The sequence below is a fragment of the Citrobacter sp. RHBSTW-00671 genome (assembly GCF_014103415.1).
Lineage (GTDB): Bacteria > Pseudomonadota > Gammaproteobacteria > Enterobacterales > Enterobacteriaceae > Citrobacter.
This window is the reverse complement of sequence record NZ_JABXPR010000001.1, coordinates 2640496-2658490: the sequence shown is the minus strand read 5'-3', so window position 1 is coordinate 2658490 and position 17995 is coordinate 2640496. Positions and strand designations below refer to the sequence as shown.

Here is a 17995-nt window from a genome sequence, read left to right as displayed (position 1 = left end):
CGATGGCCTGCCATTGCCCCAGCGATAGGGTGCAATTTTAACCATTGTTATTGGCATCTCTATGGCAGTACTGGACGGCGCAATTGCTAACGTTGCCCTGCCGACGATTACCACCAATCTTCAGGCCTCCGCGGCCAGTTTCGGGCTGATCATTAATCAGCGCTGTCATTTCTGTCAAAGCTGACACTTTAAAAGAACAGTTTATTGACGCTAACCAAGATCGTATCTGCGTTCATAACGCACACTTCCACGACTATTATTTGAACGTTGGCTTATCTGGACACAGCTCTTTCAACGTTCTGGACTCTGAGGTTGTTCCAAACGATGAAAACTAAAATTTTGGCTGTCATGGCATTGATGGCTTCGTTCTCTGGTGCTGCTCATGCAGTGGGTGTGCAGTATGGTGAATACCAGCAGGTGCAGAACATCGCGCAATGTGGGTATATTGCCAACACAATGATTGCTGACAACACTGCTCAGGTGATGGAGTTGTCACTCAAAAAGTATGTAGACATAACAGCGAGAATGCGCCCTGGCGGTTATAACCCATCTCCTGGCGATCTGGCCACTGACTATGCGCTGTTCTTCCAGCAGTCAGTGTCAGATACAGAAGATGACATGTTTAAAGCTATCAATGCACAAGGCCTACCTCTTGCACCTGAGTCCTGGCAAGCTATGGCTGCTCAGTTTTGGGTAAGCAAAAACTGTGCAGCTGTCACCGCAGTGAAGTAATGAAGGAAAGTCCCCTCGAGGTGCAGACAATCCCAATGAAGAGGATGTTTCCGTTGTTCGGGAAATACGGCTACGCGATACAGGAAGGACTGACCGTCTTCATTAATGGTGTATTTGACACAAAGGCGAAATCGAACGCTGGCTGACTCACGTTCATTCTTCCAAAGTTGGTGCAGAACATCGCCAGCACTCGATCCATCGATCATCGTATTGTCTGGTTAAGAGAGAAATTTAACCAGAGAGCAGATGTGAAAAAACCTCTAATACTCCAGCGTTGAAACTGAGGTCAAGGAGGTTTTCTTTTTATACATGTACGGCATACACCCATCAGGAATGTCACAAGGCTTCATACTGGTAACCTGAGCCTGCAACTACAACCACTTCCGTGGATATATCGCACCTATCGGAGCACAAAGCAATCCCTCTTTGGTAACATCTTCGGCTTAGGAGCGTTTATTCTTTATCACATGGAAGAATACCCATTTCGCACTCTTCACCCTGCGTCCGCAGGATGCCAAAAACCTTCAGCACGGAAGATAGAGAATCGGGTTGTTTACCCTGAGCGCGATGGCTATTTAGCACCTCATTGCGAGTGTTTTATAAAAATCAGAACCGGTTTTTATTATAATTTCACGTACCAGCCGTCGCAATCTGTCTTTGCTCACTTAGTTACAAATCTGCGACCTAACGCCTGAATATCAATGCTAAAATTATTATTCTCATCATAATTTCCGACAAAATTGACTTCCTATGGAAAAAATTCAGGCCGATGGCCTGCCATTGCCCCAGCGATATGGTGCAATTTTAACCATTGTTATTGGCATCTCTATGGCAGTACTGGACGGCGCAATTGCTAACGTTGCCCTGCCGACGATTGCCACCGATCTTCAGGCCTCCGCAGCCAGCTCAATCTGGGTCGTTAACGCCTACCAAATCGCGATTGTCGTATCACTCCTGTCTCTCTCATTTTTGGGTGATATGTTTGGCTACCGACGCATATACAAGTGCGGACTGGTGGTATTTCTGCTCGCATCACTCTTCTGTGCCCTCTCCGATTCGCTGCACATGCTCACACTGGCGCGAGTGGCTCAGGGTTTCGGCGGCGCGGCCTTGATGAGCGTGAATACCGCACTCATTCGCCTGATTTATCCGCAGCGCCAGCTTGGGCGAGGCATGGGGATCAACTCCTTTATCGTGGCGGTTTCCTCAGCAGCAGGCCCGACTATTGCAGCAGCGATCCTCTCGATTGCCTCGTGGAAATGGTTGTTTCTGATTAACGTCCCGCTGGGGATTATCGCGCTGCTGCTGGCCATGCGCTTCCTGCCACCTAATACACCGCGTAGCAATAAGCCACGTTTTGATCTACCCAGCGCGGTGATGAATGCGCTAACCTTCGGTTTGCTAATCACCGCACTTAGCGGTTTTGCACAAGGGCAATCGCTTAAGTTAATTGGTGCTGAGCTCGTAGGTCTCATCGTGGTCGGTTTCTTCTTTATCCGCCGTCAGCTCGCACTGCCAGTACCATTACTACCGGTTGACCTGCTGCGCATTCCGCTGTTTTCGCTCTCAATCTGCACGTCAATCTGTTCATTTAGTGCACAAATGCTGGCGATGGTTTCCCTGCCCTTCTTTTTGCAAACCGTACTGGGTCGTAGCGAAGTTGAAACAGGACTACTACTGACCCCATGGCCACTGGCCACCATGGTGATGGCACCGCTGGCTGGTTATCTGATTGAACGCGTTCATGCGGGTCTTTTAGGTGCGCTGGGTATGGCCGTCATGGCAAGCGGGTTATTTGCACTGGTGTTACTCCCCTCTGCGCCCTCCGATTTTAATATCATCTGGCCGATGATTTTATGCGGTGCGGGTTTTGGCTTGTTCCAGTCACCGAATAACCACACCATCATCACCTCCGCACCGCGTGAACGCAGCGGCGGGGCGAGCGGGATGCTGGGGACTGCGCGTTTATTAGGGCAAAGTACCGGCGCGGCGCTGGTGGCGTTAATGCTCAATCAGTTTGGTGACAGCGGAACACACGTCTCGTTGATTACTGCGGGCATTCTGGCAACGGTTGCGGCAATCGTTAGCGGATTACGCATTACCCAGCCCCGGATCAAAGCATAAAAAAAGCGCGTCTCTCGACGCGCTTTCTCTTTTTCGTTTACCACGGATTACTTCAGGTATTCACCACTGCGCAGCGCTTCAATACGTTTATCCAACGGTGGGTGAGTCATAAACAGCTCACTCAACGATTTGGATTTACCGTTGATGCAGAACGCCATCATGCTGGTCGCTTCCTGCGGCTCATAACTGGTTTTCAGACGCTGCAATGCGGCAATCATCTTCTCACGACCAACCAGCTTTGCAGAACCTGCATCCGCATGGAATTCACGATGGCGTGAGAACCACATGGTAATAATGCTCGCCAGAATGCCGAACACCAGCTCCAGCACCGTCGCCACGGCAAAATAGATTAATGGGTTGCCGTTGCTGCCCTCGCCCTCATCGCGGTTCCCGCCCATAAATCCGGCGGCAATTTGCGCAAGAATACGTGAAATGAAGATAACGAAGGTGTTCACCACCCCCTGAATGAGGGTCATGGTCACCATATCGCCATTGGCAATGTGGCTAATTTCATGCGCAATAACCGCTTCGGCTTCGTCCGGGCTCATGTTTTGCAGCAGGCCAGTACTGACCGCTACCAGCGAAGCATCCCGGCGTGCGCCGGTAGCAAACGCGTTAATATCAGGCGCATGGTAGATGGCAACCTGCGGCATAGCGATACCGGCCTGACGGGCCTGAGTCGCTACCGTATTCATCAGCCAGCGTTCTCTCTCATTACGCGGCTGCTCAATAACTTCTCCGCCAACGGACTTTAATGCCATCCATTTGGACATCAGCAGCGAAATGAAGGAACCACCAAAACCAAACAGCAGTGCCATGATCAACAAGCCTTGAACGCTGCTTGACTGAATCCCTGTCAGGCTCAATACCAGCCCGAAAACGACCATCACAGCCAGGTTCGTCAGCAGGAAGAGCGCGATTCGCATCATAATTTTCTTTTAACCTCAATTTAACAAAACGCACTATGCGATTACCCATATCGTATGGGTCTTACGGCTATTTTCAAGCATCCATAGGTGCTAAGTCACCAGAAAGACACAACTTTACATTTTATCGTATCAGACTGACGTCTTCATGCGTTTGTTAAAAAAACAGGCACAATTTCTTGTGCCTGTTTGACGTTATTGACTGGTCGCGGGCTGTTCCGCTGGCTTTTCTTTTTCAAGATGCGCCAGGTCGAGCGCAATTTTTACCGTTTCATCCAGGTACGGATCGGGTTCCTGATAATCCTTCGGCAGATCGTCCAGTTTCTTCAGCGGCGGTTTACCTTCTCGCTTAAACCGATCGTTGATACGCGCCAGACGCATTGCGTCATCTTCGTTATTCTCTTTCTCACGCTGGGCGTAATTGAGAGAAGCGATGTTGCGCTTATCCTTCATTGCGTTGAAACGCGCAATGTCCTTCATGATGTACTGGAACTCAGGATCGTTGGCAATACGTGCATTGTGCTCTTTCAGCAATTCCGGTCCAAACGGCGCCAGGTTATCGGACCTGGTGTAGGTTGCAGCATCAATGCTGTCCCACGGCAGCGCGTTATCTTCGAACTTCTCACCGGTTTCGGTTTCTTCATTACCTGTCGGCATGATGATGTCCGGCGTTACGCCCTTACGCTGCGTACTGCCACCATTAACGCGGTAGAACTTCTGAATGGTGTACTGAACAGAACCCAGTGCCGGCCATTCCGGGCGCAGCATCTGATCGTAAATACGGTTCAGGGAGCGATACTGTTGTACGGTGCCCTTACCAAACGTCGGTTCACCAACAATCAGTGCACGGCCGTAATCCTGCATTGCCGCGGCAAAAATCTCTGATGCCGAGGCACTGAAGCGGTCAACCAGCACCACCAGCGGACCTTTGTAGTAAACAACGCCATCGGTATCGCTGTCTTCGCGCACCTTGCCGTTGTTATCACGAACCTGGACAACCGGACCAGAAGGGATAAACAGACCGGAAAGCGAGACCGCTTCGGTCAGTGCGCCACCACCGTTGGTACGCAGATCGATAATCACGCTGCTGACATTCTGTTTTTCCAGTTTCTGCAGCTGAACTTTGACGTCATCCGTCAGGCCAACATAGAAACCAGGAATATCCAGTACGCCGACTTTTTCTTTGCCAACGGTTTTCACCGACATTTTAACGGCACGGTCTTCCAGACGAATACGCTCACGCGTCAGCGTAACGGTACGTGTCTTGGTGCCCTTACCCGCAGGCAGGATCTCAAGGCGAACTTTGCTGCCTTTTGGTCCTTTGATCAGCGCGACAACATCATCCAGACGCCAGCCAATCACATCGACCATGCCTTTACCGGTCTGACCGACGCCAACAATACGATCGCCAACGCTTATCGCTTTGCTCTTCGCTGCCGGGCCACCTGCAACCATGGAATTAATGACGGTGTAGTCATCATCCATTTGCAGAACCGCGCCAATACCTTCCAGAGACAGGCTCATTTCAGTATTGAACTGCTCAGTATTACGTGGAGACAGGTAGTTAGTATGTGGATCGATTTCACGTGCAAACGCGGTCATCGCCAGTGAGAACACATCTTCACTGTTTGTCTGCGCCAGACGGCGGATGGCGAATTTGTAACGACGTGTCAGCGTTTCACGGATTTCAGCGTCGGTTTTACCAGCCAACTTCAGGCTGAGTTCGTCAAATTTAACCTTGCCGTCCCACAGCGCATTCAGCTCTGCTTCGCTTTTCGGCCACGGCGCTTTACTCCGATCGAGGTTAAAGTTGTCGTTACCGGTGAAATCCATTGGACGTGCCAGTACGCTTAATGCGTACTGGTAGCGTTCAAACCGGCGCTTTTGCGCCAGATTATAGAGATCGTAAAAGACATCGAGCTTGCCCGAACGCAGTTCATCACCGAGGACGGTTTTCTTTTTGGCAAACTGCTCGATATCGCTCGCCAACAGCACGTTATGGCTGTAGTCGAGCAGATTCAGATAGCGGTCAAAAATTTTTGCCGAAAACGCCTGATCCAGATCGAACTGGCGATAATGTGAACGCGTAAAGCGTGATGTCACACGTTCACTCACCGTCGCATGCTGGGTTTCTTCCTTTAAAACGGGGATTTGATCGGCTCGCGTGATGTCTTCCACAGCGAGTGCCTGGCCTGCAAATGCAAGCAGACCAGCTAACGCAGTAAGCCTAAAAAAAGTGTTCATGCCAGGCCTGGCCTCCGTTTCAGAACACCAGGTGTTCTGCGCGTACAATCAAAGACATACCCGAATTCAGCTGTACACGGACACCATCTTTGGTGATTTCTAATACGGTGGCATCCATCGCATTATTACCTGCTTTCACCTTCAGAGACTGCCCTACCGTCAGCACTGAAATATCAGATACTGGGGTATGCTGTTCTTCACGAGGAGCACGCGGTGCTTTTGCCACTGGTTTTTCAGCGCGAGGTTTACGCTCAGCACTTTCTTTACGACGCGGTGCAGGACGCGGCTTGCGCTCACGACGCGGTGCGTCTTCTTTTTCACCAGCAGCAGCCGCCGCTTCGCGTTTTTTCGCCTGTTGCTCTGCACGTTGCGCCTGAACGCGGGCTTTAGCTTCTTCAAGCTGTTTACGCGCATGTTCAACGTGTTGCTCATCCAGCTCACCACATGGGTTGCCGTCGAGGTCGACACGCGTTGCGCCCAGCTTAACGCCGTACAGATAACGCCAGCTTGAAGTATAGAGACGTAAGGCCGAACGGAGCTGTGTTTTACTGAGGTTCATTTCGCCCTCAACACGCTCTACCAAATCCTGAAAAATGCCAATTTTCAGCGGGCGCGCTTCGCCTTCCGCACTAAAACACTGCGGGAAGCGTTCGGCCAGAAACGCGATGACTTCTTTACTGCTATTCAACTTAGGTTGATTTTCCATGAAATTTCCTGATTACAACGGACGTAGCCAACAAGCGCAGGCATGAACAGGCGTCATTATAATGACGTCATCAGTAATTGCTACGTTATCCGTTGATTATCCTGCGACGGTCGCAAAGAATTTTTTGTAATCCGTCGTTGCAAGCACGGTTTCAAGCTGTGCCACAAGCGTCCGCAGACCCTGTTCATCTTCTTCAGTAAAGCGTCCAAACGCCGTGCTATCAATGTCCAGCACGCCGATAATTTGATTCTCAACCGTAATCGGCAGAACGATTTCCGCATTGCTGGCGGCATCGCAAGCGATGTGACCATCAAAGGCATGCACGTCCTCTATACGCTGAACCTGGTTCTGCGCCACCGCAGTACCGCACACGCCGCGCCCTACCGGGATGCGAACGCAGGCAATTTTCCCCTGGAAGGGACCGAGCACCAGCGTAGTGTTCTCAAGCAGGTAAAAACCCGCCCAGTTCACTTCTGCAAGACGTTCGTACAATAACGCGCTGGTATTCGCCAACGTTGCCAGAAAACTGGTTTCACCTGCCATTAATGCCTGAAAATCACGGTTCAGATCCGTGTATAGCTCTATTTTGTTCATTATGTAATCACTTAGTTGTCTTACTTAAAACTGCAGCCTACTAAAATAAACATTAAATGCGTAAATGCTCAAGATCATTCCCATCATGGGTTAAGATAACATTACTTCAACACTTTGATTCGCGATACATGGCCCTTACTCATCCACGCATCACGCCGACTAAAAAAATAGCGATCAGGTCCATTGGTGAAGCGCTACCCCGTGCGCATTACCAACGATGCCCTGAATGTGACCTGCTGTTTAGCTTGCCGAAAATGCGTTCGCACCAAAGTGCATTCTGCCCACGCTGTCAGGCCAAAATTCGTGACGGCCGTGACTGGTCGTTAACGCGACTGGCGGCAATGGCTTTCACCATGCTGTTACTGATGCCCTTTGCATGGGGAGAGCCGCTGCTGCACATCTATTTATTAGGCATACGCATTGACGCGAATGTAGTACAGGGCATCTGGCAGATGACCCGGCAAGGCGATCCGCTGACAGCATCCTTTGTGATGTTTTGCGTCATTGGCGCTCCCGTGATACTCGTGTCATCAATCGCTTATCTGTGGTTTGGCAATATTCTCGGTATGAACCTGCGCCCGGTATTATTGATGCTGGAAAGGCTTAAAGAGTGGGTCATGCTTGATATCTATCTTGTTGGTATCGGCGTCGCCTCGATCAAAGTGCAGGACTATGCTTTTCTGCTGCCTGGAGTGGGACTCTATGCCTTTATCGCACTGGTGATCCTGAGCATTTTGACGCTGTCGCACCTCAATGTTGAGCAATTGTGGGAACGCTTTTATCCACAAAGGCCCGCACGTCGCCCCGACGGACAGCTTCGTGTTTGCCTCGGCTGTCACTTTACAGGTTATCCTGATGCCCGAGGCCGTTGTCCCCGTTGCCATATTCCATTACGCTGGCGCAGAAATCAGAGCATCCAAAAGTGCTGGGCAGCTCTGCTGGCCTCGATTGTCCTGTTGCTGCCTGCTAATCTGCTGCCTATCTCGGTAATTTACGTTAACGGTGCCCGTCAGGAAGACACAATTCTGACCGGCATCATGTCCCTGGCGAACAGCAACGTTGGCGTAGCAGCCATTGTTTTTATCGCCAGTATCCTGGTGCCCTTCACCAAAGTGATAGTGATGTTTACGTTGTTGTTCAGTATCCAGTTTAAATGTGAACAAGGGTTGCGCACCCGCATCCTGCTACTCCGTATGGTGACCTGGATTGGTCGCTGGTCGATGCTGGACCTGTTTGTTATCGCCTTAACCATGTCGCTGATAAATCGCGATCAGATACTTGCTTTTACTATGGGACCGGCTGCGTTTTATTTCGGTGCAGCGGTAATATTGACTATTCTTGCAGTGGAATGGCTGGACAGCCGCTTACTTTGGGATGCACATGAGTCAGGAAACGCCCGCTTCGCAGATTGAAGCGCAGATTAAAACAAAACGCCGTATCTCTCCGTTCTGGCTGCTGCCGTTCATCGCGCTGATGATTGCAGGATGGCTCATCTGGGGCAGCTATGAAGATCGTGGCAATACCGTGACCATCGACTTTATGTCCGCGGACGGTATTGTCCCAGGCCGCACTCCCGTGCGCTATCAGGGTGTCGAAGTTGGCACCGTGCAGGATATCAGCCTGAGTAAAGATCTGCGCAAAATTGAAGTTCGCGTCAGCATCAAGTCCACCATGAAAGATGCCCTGCGCAAAGACACGCAATTCTGGCTGGTGACGCCGAAGGCATCACTGGCGGGGGTTTCTGGCCTCGATGCGCTGGTTGGCGGGAACTATATCGGCATGATGCCGGGCACCGGCGAGCCGGAAGATCATTTCGTCGCGCTCGACACGCAGCCAAAATATCGGCTGAATAATGGCGATTTGATGTTGCATCTGCAAGCATCCGACCTCGGTTCTCTCAACAGCGGTTCACTGGTTTATTTCCGCAAGATCCCGGTAGGCCGGGTCTATGACTATACCATCAACCCCAATCATCAGGGGGTAACCATCGATGTCCTGATTGAGCGTCGCTTTACCAATCTGGTGAAAAAAGGCAGTCGTTTCTGGAATGTGTCCGGGGTGAATGCGGATGTCAGCCTGAGCGGCGCAAAAGTAAAACTGGAAAGTCTGGCCGCGCTGGTCAATGGCGCCATCGCCTTTGACTCCCCAGAGGATTCACAACCTGCCGCCGCCGATGACACGTTTGGGTTATATCAGGATCTCGCCCACAGCCAACGTGGCGTGATCGTCAAACTGGAGCTGCCCAGCGGCGATGGCCTGAAGGCTGGTTCAACCCCGCTGATGTATCAGGGCCTGGAGGTTGGTCAACTGACCAGGCTGGATTTGAATCCAGGCGGTAAAGTCACCGGTGAAATGACCGTCGACCCCAGCGTTGTAACGCTACTGCGCGACGGCACGCGCATTGAGTTACAAAGCCCTAAATTATCATTAAACGATATGAGCCTGAGCTCGCTGTTAACAGGAAAAACGTTTGAACTGGTGCCCGGCGAAGGCGAACCACGTAGCCAGTTTGTGGTGATCCCCGGTGAACAGTCCCTGCTTCATGATCCCGGTGTTATGACGCTTACGCTGACCGCCCCGGAAAGTTACGGTATCGATGCCGGCCAGCCGCTGATCCTTCATGGCGTGCAGGTCGGTCAGGTTATCGAGCGGAAGCTATCAAGCGATGGCGTTTCATTTATCGTGGCTATCGAACCGCAGCATCGTGCACTGGTGCAAGGTGACAGCAAATTCGTGGTTAATAGTCGAGTAGATGTCAAAGTGGGCATTGATGGCGTTGAGTTCCTTGGCGCCAGCGCCAGCGAATGGATAAGCGGCGGTATTCGCATTTTGCCGGGTACCAAAGGTGAAATGAAAAAAAGCTATCCGCTGTATGCAAACCTCGAAAAAGCCATTGAGAACAGCCTGAGCGATCTGCCCACCACCACCGTCAGCCTGAGTGCCGAGACGCTACCCGATGTGCAGGCCGGGTCGGTGGTGCTGTACCGTAAATTCGACGTCGGTGAAGTCATTAGCGTACGCCCTCGTGCCGATGCGTTTGATATCGATCTGCATATCAAACCGGAATACCGCAATCTGCTAACCAGCAACAGCGTGTTCTGGGCTGAAGGTGGCGCAAAAGTTCAGCTTAACGGCAGCGGCCTGACCGTACAGGCCTCTCCCCTGTCGCGGGCGCTAAAAGGGGCGATTAGCTTCGATAACCTGAGCGGTGCCAGCGCCAGCCAGCGCAAAGGGGACAAGCGGATCTTGTACGCCTCAGAAACCGCTGCACGCGCGGTAGGTGGACAGATTACGCTGCACGCCTTTGACGCCGGGAAACTCGCCGCAGGCATGCCCATTCGCTACCTGGGGATCGATATAGGTCAGATCCAGACCCTTGAACTGCTCACCAGCCGTAACGAAGTTCAGGCCAAAGCGGTGTTGTATCCGGAGTATGTCCAGACCTTTGCGCGCAGCGGTACACGTTTCTCGGTGATTACCCCGCAAATTTCAGCGGCAGGTGTAGAGCATCTGGATACCATCTTACAGCCCTATATTAACGTCGAACCAGGACGCGGTAATCCGCGCCGTGATTTTGAACTGCAGGAAGCGACAATTACTGATTCACGTTACCTTGATGGTTTGAGTATCGTGGTAGAAGCGCCAGAAGCTGGTTCGCTGAATATCGGTACTCCGGTTCTGTTCAGAGGTATTGAGGTGGGGACCGTCACGGGTCTGACGCTGGGTTCACTGTCCGATCGCGTGATGGTGGCCATGCGCATCAGTCAACGCTATCAGCACCTGGTGCGTAACAACTCTGTGTTCTGGCTGGCATCTGGCTACAATCTCGACTTCGGCCTCACCGGCGGCGTGGTGAAAACCGGGACCTTCAATCAGTTCATTCGCGGTGGTATCGCGTTTGCCACCCCACCTGGTACGCCACTGGCGCCGAAAGCGCAGGCGGGTAAACACTTCCTGCTGCTGGAGAGTGAACCGAAAGAATGGCGTCAATGGGGAACCGCCCTGCCACGCTAATCTTTCCCGCGCTCCGGCGTACTCGCGCTGGAGCGGTTAGCCTCGTCATACTTCACGTAGGTGCGTTGTTGCCCTGTAACTCGAATTATTGAGGGTATATGCTACACTGCGCACTTGTTTTTTTGCCGGTGGTACCAAGTGGCTTATTTTCCTGACGCCTTTCTGACACAAATGCGTGAAGCAATGCCTTCCACGCTCTCTTTTGACGATTTTCTCGCAGCCTGCCAGCGTCCATTACGCCGCAGTATCCGCATCAATACGCTGAAAATCTCCGTTGCTGATTTTATCGACTTAACCGCGCCTTATGGCTGGTCACTCACTCCGGTTCCCTGGTGTGCTGAAGGCTTTTGGATTGAGCGCAACGATGAAGAGTCTGTACCTCTCGGCAGTACTGCTGAGCATTTAAGCGGCCTGTTTTATATTCAGGAAGCCAGTTCGATGTTGCCTGTTGCTGCATTATTTGCCGATGGCAATATCCCGGAGCGGGTGATGGATGTTGCCGCCGCGCCTGGCTCTAAAACCACGCAAATTGCTGCCAAAATGAATAATCAGGGTGCAATTCTGGCGAATGAATTTTCTGCCAGCCGCGTCAAAGTTCTGCATGCCAATATCAGTCGTTGCGGGATTGCGAACGTCGCACTCACTCATTTTGATGGCCGCGTGTTTGGCGCCGCGTTGCCAGAAGCCTTTGATGCCATTTTGCTGGACGCACCATGTTCCGGTGAAGGCGTCGTGCGTAAAGATCCCGATGCGCTGAAAAACTGGTCGCCAGAAAGTAATCTGGACATTGCCGCCACCCAGCGCGAACTGCTCGACAGCGCCTTCCACGCCCTGCGTCCCGGCGGCACATTGGTCTATTCCACCTGCACACTTAACCGTGATGAAAATGAAGCCATCATGCAGTGGCTGATAGAGACTTACCCGGACGCCGTCGAATTTCTGCCACTGGGTGATTTATTTCCGGAGGCCGGACGCGCCCTGACACCGGAAGGATTCCTGCACGTCTTCCCGCAAATTTATGACTGTGAAGGATTCTTTGTCGCGCGTTTGCGAAAAACTGCCCCTATCCCTGCCCTGCCCGCGCCGAAATATAAGGTGGGAAATTTCCCCTTCAGCCCGCTGAAAAGCAGGGAAGCCGCACAAATCACCCAGGCCGCTACCGCCTGTGGATTGCAGTGGCAAGACAATCTGCGCCTTTGGCAGCGTGATAAAGAAATTTGGTTATTCCCGACAGATATTGAACCGCTGATTGGTAAAGTTCGTTTTTCCCGCCTCGGGATTAAACTCGCTGAAACCCACAATAAGGGTTATCGCTGGCAGCATGAGGCGGTTATCGCCCTTGCTAACCCAGAACATCGCAATGCGTTTGAACTGACGCTCGAAGAAGCGGAAGAGTGGTATCGCGGCAGAGATGTCTACCCACAAACCTCACCAACAGCCGACGATGTACTGGTCACGTTCCAGCGTCAGCCGCTTGGACTGGCAAAACGTATTGGATCACGGTTGAAGAACAGTTATCCACGCGATCTTGTCCGGGATGGTAAACTCTTTACAGGATAACGCACGTTTTTACTGGCGCTTTTGCTCACGTTGACTACGCTGAAAAATGGACGGCTTAACTGGTCGTACCACAACCCGCAAATCAACGGAGAGCACGATGATGAAAACCAGTGTGCGCATTGGCGCTTTTGAAATCGACGACGCCGAGTTACATGGCGAATCGCCGGGGGACCGAACGTTAACCATTCCTTGTAAATCCGATCCGGATTTATGCATGCAACTGGACGCCTGGGATGCCGATACCAGCGTCCCGGCCCTTCTCAATGGAGAACATTCCGTTCTATTCCGCGAGCACTACGACCGTAAGTCAGATGCCTGGGTCATGCGTTTTGCCTGATTCAAAAAGAACCCGTCGCCAGACGGGTTATTTATTGGCGTTAAAACAATTGACTCTAAGTACGCAGGCACAGAAGAAAGCGATGGTTCCCCCCGCAGCCAGCACACTATAAGCGAGTTCCCAGCTTTGCGTTGAATCCATCACCACACCAAATGATAACGGTGCAAGAGACCCTACGCCAAATCCAAGCAGCGACCGCAATCCCATCACACTCCCCAGCTTTGCCTGAGGCACATTATCGGCAATCGCGGCAGATAAAACGCCTGAATCGCCAAGAATGAAAAAACTCCCCATAAACGCAAACAGCAACGTCCACCCCGCCCCCCAGGAAACCGATAATCCCATCAGGAGTGAACTCAACGCGCCGGCAGCGCCCATAAAAATCAACACCGATGCGCGATTAAAATAATCGGAGATTGCCCCTACAATCAGCGTCGAGAACATCCCCGATAAATGTACAGCACAGGCGACGATCAACCCGGTAGTCATCGGCTCCATCTGCCAGACTTGCAGCGCATTCGCCACCAGGCTGGGGGTCCATGCCCAGCTCCCCAGTAACTCCCAGCAATGCGCAATATAGCCCACCATCAGCAGTATTGCGCCGGCCGACAGAGCATGGCTCTTTGCCGCTCCTCCCGGGTTCCGCATCCTGTGCTTGTCTTCCTGATAGCTGGATAGCGCCACTGAACCGGATACCGCGCCAACCAATGCGCCTGCGGCACATAAATAGAACGCAAAGGACGCTCCCCAGCGCAATGCTCCCCAGGCGGAGATAAATACTGACAGCAGGTAGCCAAACGAACCTGCGGCCAGGATCATCCCAACGGCAAGTCCACGTTTGGACACGCTGTTCATACCCATCGCCAACATCATCGCTGGCGTGTAGGCCCCACCCTGGGTCAATCCAACAAAGGCCATCATGACCAGAGCGGAAGAGTAAGAGCGGGCAACACAGGCAAAAAGCAATAAAGCGCACACACCTAACCACGAGAAAATGAGATACACCTTGCGCGCCCCCAGATAGTCACACAGCCAGGAGGCAGCAAATAAGGCACAGGCGTTTGCAATACTAAATACCGTCTGTACTGTTCCCGCAGCGGCGGCGTCGATATGCCACTCATCGCGTATTACCGGAAGTGCACCAGCAAAAGCCATTGTCCCCAGGCATGTCCCCGCCCGGCCAAGGCAAAACAAATTGAATGCTTTCACTAAAATTGCCTGCAGAAAAGTGGATATCAATAGTGAATCAGAACGTTGCGGGCCATGTTATGAGCAAGGGGGAGACGCTGACAAACGATCTTTATTGCGTCCATTGGTTGAGTTAGACTCAACCAATGACACGATTACTCTCGCTCCCCCATTTGCCGGCATTCGAAGCTGCTGCACGCAGAAGCAGCTTCAGTGCGGCTGCTGATGAACTGTTTATCACCACAGGAGCAGTCAGCCGACACATCCGCACACTGGAAGAACAACTGGGCGTACAACTGTTTTATCGTGCACACAAATCTGTCAGGTTGACGAGTGCCGGAGAGACCTTTTCCCGTGTCGCAACACGGTTACTCGATGAACTTGCCCAGGCAGAAAAAGAGGTCAACGCTAACGTTTTTTCGGGAAGATTAACCATCCAGTGCTTACCCACATTCGCCATGCACTGGCTAATGCCAAGACTGGCTGAGCTGAATGAAATCCACCCTGAACTCACCGTCGATGTCACCACCAGCATCGGTCCCGTTAGCTTTGCCTCTCCCTTTGATATCGCTATTCGCCGGGATCCGGCGCATTTTTCCGGACTTAAACCTGTGCCATTTCTTCACGAATCAAGCCTGCTGGTTTGCAGCCAGCAGTACCTGCACAGCCGACCGCTGATCTCGCCAGGTCAACTGGACGATCATATAAAAATTCAAATTCGTGCGCGTAACGATCTCTGGAAACGCTGGCATAGCCATTTCCCAAATGATCATCATGAAAGCAACCAGATTATCACGCTGGATCATACGTTTGCGGCAATGCAGGCGGCTGAAGATGGTTTAGGCTTGGCCGTGATGCCCTATTTATTCTGTGAAAAACACCTGAAAACAGGAAGGCTGGTTGCGCCATTTGGCGATTTGACTATCGATAGCGGAACCTATTCTCTGCTGTGGAACGACAGACAAGATGAGGCCGTAAGAAAATTTACCCACTGGTTGCAATCTTTTGAACTGCCCACTGAAACGCCTCAGCCCTTCACTCGTGAGCACACTGTGACGCGTTAACGTCTTTCTCCCCGCCCCATTAACTGCAATTTCTTCTACACTATTGATACGGCAACACAATTTGAGGATGGAATGTTCACGCTGATTCTTTTTGTTTGCTACCTGGATGGCGGTTGTGAAGATATCGTGGTTGATGTCTACAATACGGAACAGCAGTGCCTAATTTCGATGGACGATCAGCGCATTCGCAACGGCGGATGCTTGCCTGCCGAAGACTATATCGACAGCTTCTGGCGTCCTGCTCAGGAATATAGCGATTTCTAATTATTGTAACTGCACCAACGTTAGCTCACCGCCAAATACCGCGCCGGTATCAATATAGTGCAGATTATCGCGATCAAGCCGATGGCGCAGGGGCGTATGGCCAAACCAAAAGTGATCTGCGCCATGAATTCCACTGCCTTTGTTCATTAATCGCGCACGATCCCACAACACCCGTTGCAAATCGACCTCTTTTCGCCACAGATAATCATCATCCGGGTAATCGGCGTGGGCAATCACGTGTACGCCGTTCTGACAATGCAGTTCCAGAATCCACGGTAATTGCTGACAGGCTTCAAGAGCAAATCTTGCCGCGGGTTGTGCGGCCTGTGCAAACCACGAACCCCCATTCATAAACCACAACTGCAGATCCCCCGTCATCAGCGCATCCAGCGCCATCTGCTCGTGATTCCCCCTGACCGCCACGATCCAGTTCCGGCGCAGCAACTGTAGACAGCGCAGACTATCAGGCCCACGATCGGTAACATCACCGACAGAAACCAGCAAATCGCGCCACGGATCAAACCGACACTGGCGCAGTTTATCCATCAGCATAGAAAAACAGCCGTGAAGATCCCCCACGACCCAGATGTGACGCCAGTTTGTTCCTTCTACCCTCTGGTAGACGTTATCAGGCTGCCCCATATGACCTTCTGCACTCGGATATTCCCTGCCTATAACTTTAGCAATAGCGGCATGAGACGAGGAGAAAACCGCATACGACACGCGATGATTTGCGCAGGGTGCGATTTGACATCACGACAAACTCTCTGCCGTCGATGTCATGCCGCCCAGAATAACTATGCTGTTGATGCTGCCCACAAGTCGCCTTTGCGATAGGGCTTCTTCACTTTTTAATAGTGTTACTATTATTCTGCCTGGTTCATCCGTTATTTCACTGATAGATCAACGGGTTTCAGTGGCTTCCTCAATTCAGTACCATGAAAATCTTTATATCGTGGTTCGAGACGGGCAGATTCTGAAAGAATAACTCTATTATCCCGAAAGCTCAGATGGTCACTATCAAATAACTTATGAAAATCAGCAGCAAGCGCGATGCCATTTTCTACACTCGGTAAGCCTTTATTGGCGTGGCTAATTATGTGGCAAGCTTCAACTGCCAAAGTACTGCCGGTAATTGCGCATTTATTGCCCCAATTCGACATCACCGCTTTACGAAATTTTGCCTGCTCCCGGCGAATTTTAACCATGCGTAGACCGTCTTCCCTGCGAGCAGGCGTTCCTATTTGATAATCAGGTATTGCAATCAATAAACTGAGAACCGACACAATTTCTTCGCACAAAGGTGCTTCAAATGAAGCTCCCTGATGACAAAAATGTCGTTTAAAATTAGTCCACTCCTCTTTTCGCTTGCTGGGAGGGAGTTGTTCACCAACGAGCAATTCATCCATCGGAAGGAAAGTATCAAGAGTGGATAGGTCTTTCAGTTGAACTCGATATGGATAAACGTTGTTTGGGTCCACAAAAGTATCAATAATTTCGAACACGCCACACAACTGGAAGTCTCGCTTTCCAGAGAGTTTTTGAATCACAAAAAGGCGGTCACCAGGAGTCACTTGACGGGTTTTCCATTCCTGCCCAACCCCATACCCATTACTGTAGTCAAAATCTTTTGTATTTTTGGGTCCATGATAAGCATAGAAATATTTCATCTTTTATTCCTTTTGAAGAGCCAATAAAGAGTAATATCGACAATCCCGCGAGAAAACTTAACGTATAAATACGGTACAGTGGACTGTTATTTCATGCTGCAGGTGACCGTCAGTAGGAAAGCATGGTCTCACGTCTTCGCGTCAGAAAAGAGAACACGCAGAGGATTTTGCTCGGAGATTGCTGGGGTATAAAAATTTAACAATAACCAAAAATAGCTGGACGCACACGGTGCAGAATATGTTATGGTTTGGACAGGATATGGAAATTTCGAGCAATTTTCGTGGTGTTTCGTGGCCGCATCGAAAAACACCATAAGAAAACAAAGATATAAAAAGAGACCGAATACGATTCCTGTATTCGGTCCAGGGAAATGGCTCTTGGGAGAGAGCCGTGCGCTAAAAGTTGGCATTAATGCAGGCTAAGTTACCCTGCCATTTAAGAATAGATGACAGCGCCAGGTTTTCCAGTCCGCGACTAAAGTGGTCTGAAAAAAAGGGGGATTGTCACACGCTACAATGTAAAAACCGCAAGTTCTCCTGTGAGATCCTTGCGGTTTTTTATTGGAAATCAG

The 17995-nt window shown here is 51.1% G+C and carries 15 protein-coding genes and 2 pseudogenes; 9 read left to right on the top strand and 8 right to left on the bottom strand.

Annotated elements, in window-relative coordinates:
- Positions 1–34: 34 nt before the first annotated feature.
- Both HV261_RS12795 and HV261_RS12790 read left to right on the top strand, forming a co-directional pair.
- Positions 35–157: pseudogene (locus HV261_RS12795) on the top strand (hypothetical protein); the annotation flags it as partial.
- 167 nt (positions 158–324) lie between these two features.
- Positions 325–732, top strand: coding sequence for a hypothetical protein (locus tag HV261_RS12790; RefSeq protein WP_202038430.1), 408 nt, complete (start codon positions 325–327; stop codon positions 730–732).
- A gap of 474 nt (positions 733–1206) precedes the next feature.
- Here HV261_RS12790 and HV261_RS27680 read toward each other — a convergent pair.
- Positions 1207–1314, bottom strand: a pseudogene (locus HV261_RS27680) (hypothetical protein); the annotation flags it as partial.
- Positions 1315–1482: 168 nt separating this feature from the next.
- Between HV261_RS27680 and HV261_RS12785 the strand changes: the two are divergent.
- Positions 1483–2856, top strand: coding sequence for an MFS transporter (locus HV261_RS12785; RefSeq protein WP_202038429.1), 1374 nt, complete (start codon positions 1483–1485; stop codon positions 2854–2856).
- Positions 2857–2903: 47 nt separating this feature from the next.
- Here the strand turns inward: HV261_RS12785 and htpX are convergent, their stop codons facing one another.
- From htpX to msrC, 4 genes are all read right to left on the bottom strand, one after another.
- Complete coding sequence (htpX, locus tag HV261_RS12780; RefSeq protein WP_202038428.1) at positions 2904–3785, bottom strand: protease HtpX; 882 nt, start codon at positions 3783–3785, stop codon at positions 2904–2906.
- A gap of 192 nt (positions 3786–3977) precedes the next feature.
- Complete coding sequence (gene prc, locus HV261_RS12775) at positions 3978–6026, bottom strand: carboxy terminal-processing peptidase (protein ID WP_202038427.1); 2049 nt, start codon at positions 6024–6026, stop codon at positions 3978–3980.
- Between the two features lie 19 nt (positions 6027–6045).
- Positions 6046–6732: an RNA chaperone ProQ gene (gene proQ, locus HV261_RS12770; RefSeq protein WP_137381595.1), complete on the bottom strand. Its 687-nt coding sequence runs from the start codon at positions 6730–6732 to the stop codon at positions 6046–6048.
- 96 nt (positions 6733–6828) lie between these two features.
- Positions 6829–7326 (bottom strand): free L-methionine (R)-S-oxide reductase MsrC, encoded by a 498-nt coding sequence (gene msrC / locus HV261_RS12765; RefSeq protein WP_048211393.1) that lies wholly within the window; start codon positions 7324–7326, stop codon positions 6829–6831.
- Between the two features lie 128 nt (positions 7327–7454).
- Between msrC and yebS the strand changes: the two genes are divergently transcribed.
- From yebS to HV261_RS12745, 4 genes are all read left to right on the top strand, one after another.
- Positions 7455–8738, top strand: a complete 1284-nt coding sequence (gene yebS, locus HV261_RS12760; RefSeq protein WP_121584744.1) for a membrane integrity lipid transport subunit YebS — start codon at positions 7455–7457, stop codon at positions 8736–8738.
- Entirely contained in the window at positions 8707–11340 is a 2634-nt protein-coding gene (locus tag HV261_RS12755; RefSeq protein WP_061068062.1) for a PqiB family protein, read from the top strand. Before yebS ends, HV261_RS12755 begins: the two co-directional genes overlap by 32 nt.
- Positions 11341–11478: 138 nt before the next feature.
- The gene (gene rsmF / locus HV261_RS12750; RefSeq protein WP_326929143.1) at positions 11479–12900 is read left to right on the top strand and encodes a 16S rRNA (cytosine(1407)-C(5))-methyltransferase RsmF; all 1422 of its coding nucleotides are present in this window, start codon (positions 11479–11481) and stop codon (positions 12898–12900) included.
- A gap of 100 nt (positions 12901–13000) precedes the next feature.
- The gene (locus tag HV261_RS12745) at positions 13001–13237 is read left to right on the top strand and encodes a YebV family protein (protein ID WP_101742234.1); all 237 of its coding nucleotides are present in this window, start codon (positions 13001–13003) and stop codon (positions 13235–13237) included.
- A 27-nt stretch (positions 13238–13264) separates the two neighbouring features.
- On the opposite strand, the gene HV261_RS12740 is transcribed toward HV261_RS12745, so the two are convergent.
- Positions 13265–14446, bottom strand: coding sequence for an MFS transporter (locus HV261_RS12740; RefSeq protein ID WP_202038425.1), 1182 nt, complete (start codon positions 14444–14446; stop codon positions 13265–13267).
- Positions 14447–14571: 125 nt separating this feature from the next.
- Between HV261_RS12740 and HV261_RS12735 the strand changes: the two genes are divergently transcribed.
- Together HV261_RS12735 and HV261_RS12730 are read left to right on the top strand one after the other, a co-directional pair.
- Positions 14572–15489: a LysR substrate-binding domain-containing protein gene (locus HV261_RS12735; RefSeq protein ID WP_202038424.1), complete on the top strand. Its 918-nt coding sequence runs from the start codon at positions 14572–14574 to the stop codon at positions 15487–15489.
- A gap of 72 nt (positions 15490–15561) precedes the next feature.
- A complete protein-coding gene (locus tag HV261_RS12730) occupies positions 15562–15753 on the top strand; it encodes a YdfD/YebW family protein (RefSeq protein ID WP_005120744.1) in 192 nt (63 codons plus the stop codon).
- Here HV261_RS12730 and pphA read toward each other — a convergent pair whose 3' ends face one another.
- Entirely contained in the window at positions 15754–16395 is a 642-nt protein-coding gene (pphA, locus tag HV261_RS12725; protein WP_202038423.1) for a protein-serine/threonine phosphatase, read from the bottom strand.
- A 245-nt stretch (positions 16396–16640) separates the two neighbouring features.
- Complete coding sequence (locus tag HV261_RS12720) at positions 16641–17423, bottom strand: HNH endonuclease (RefSeq protein ID WP_202038422.1); 783 nt, start codon at positions 17421–17423, stop codon at positions 16641–16643.
- Positions 17424–17995 lie beyond the last annotated feature (572 nt).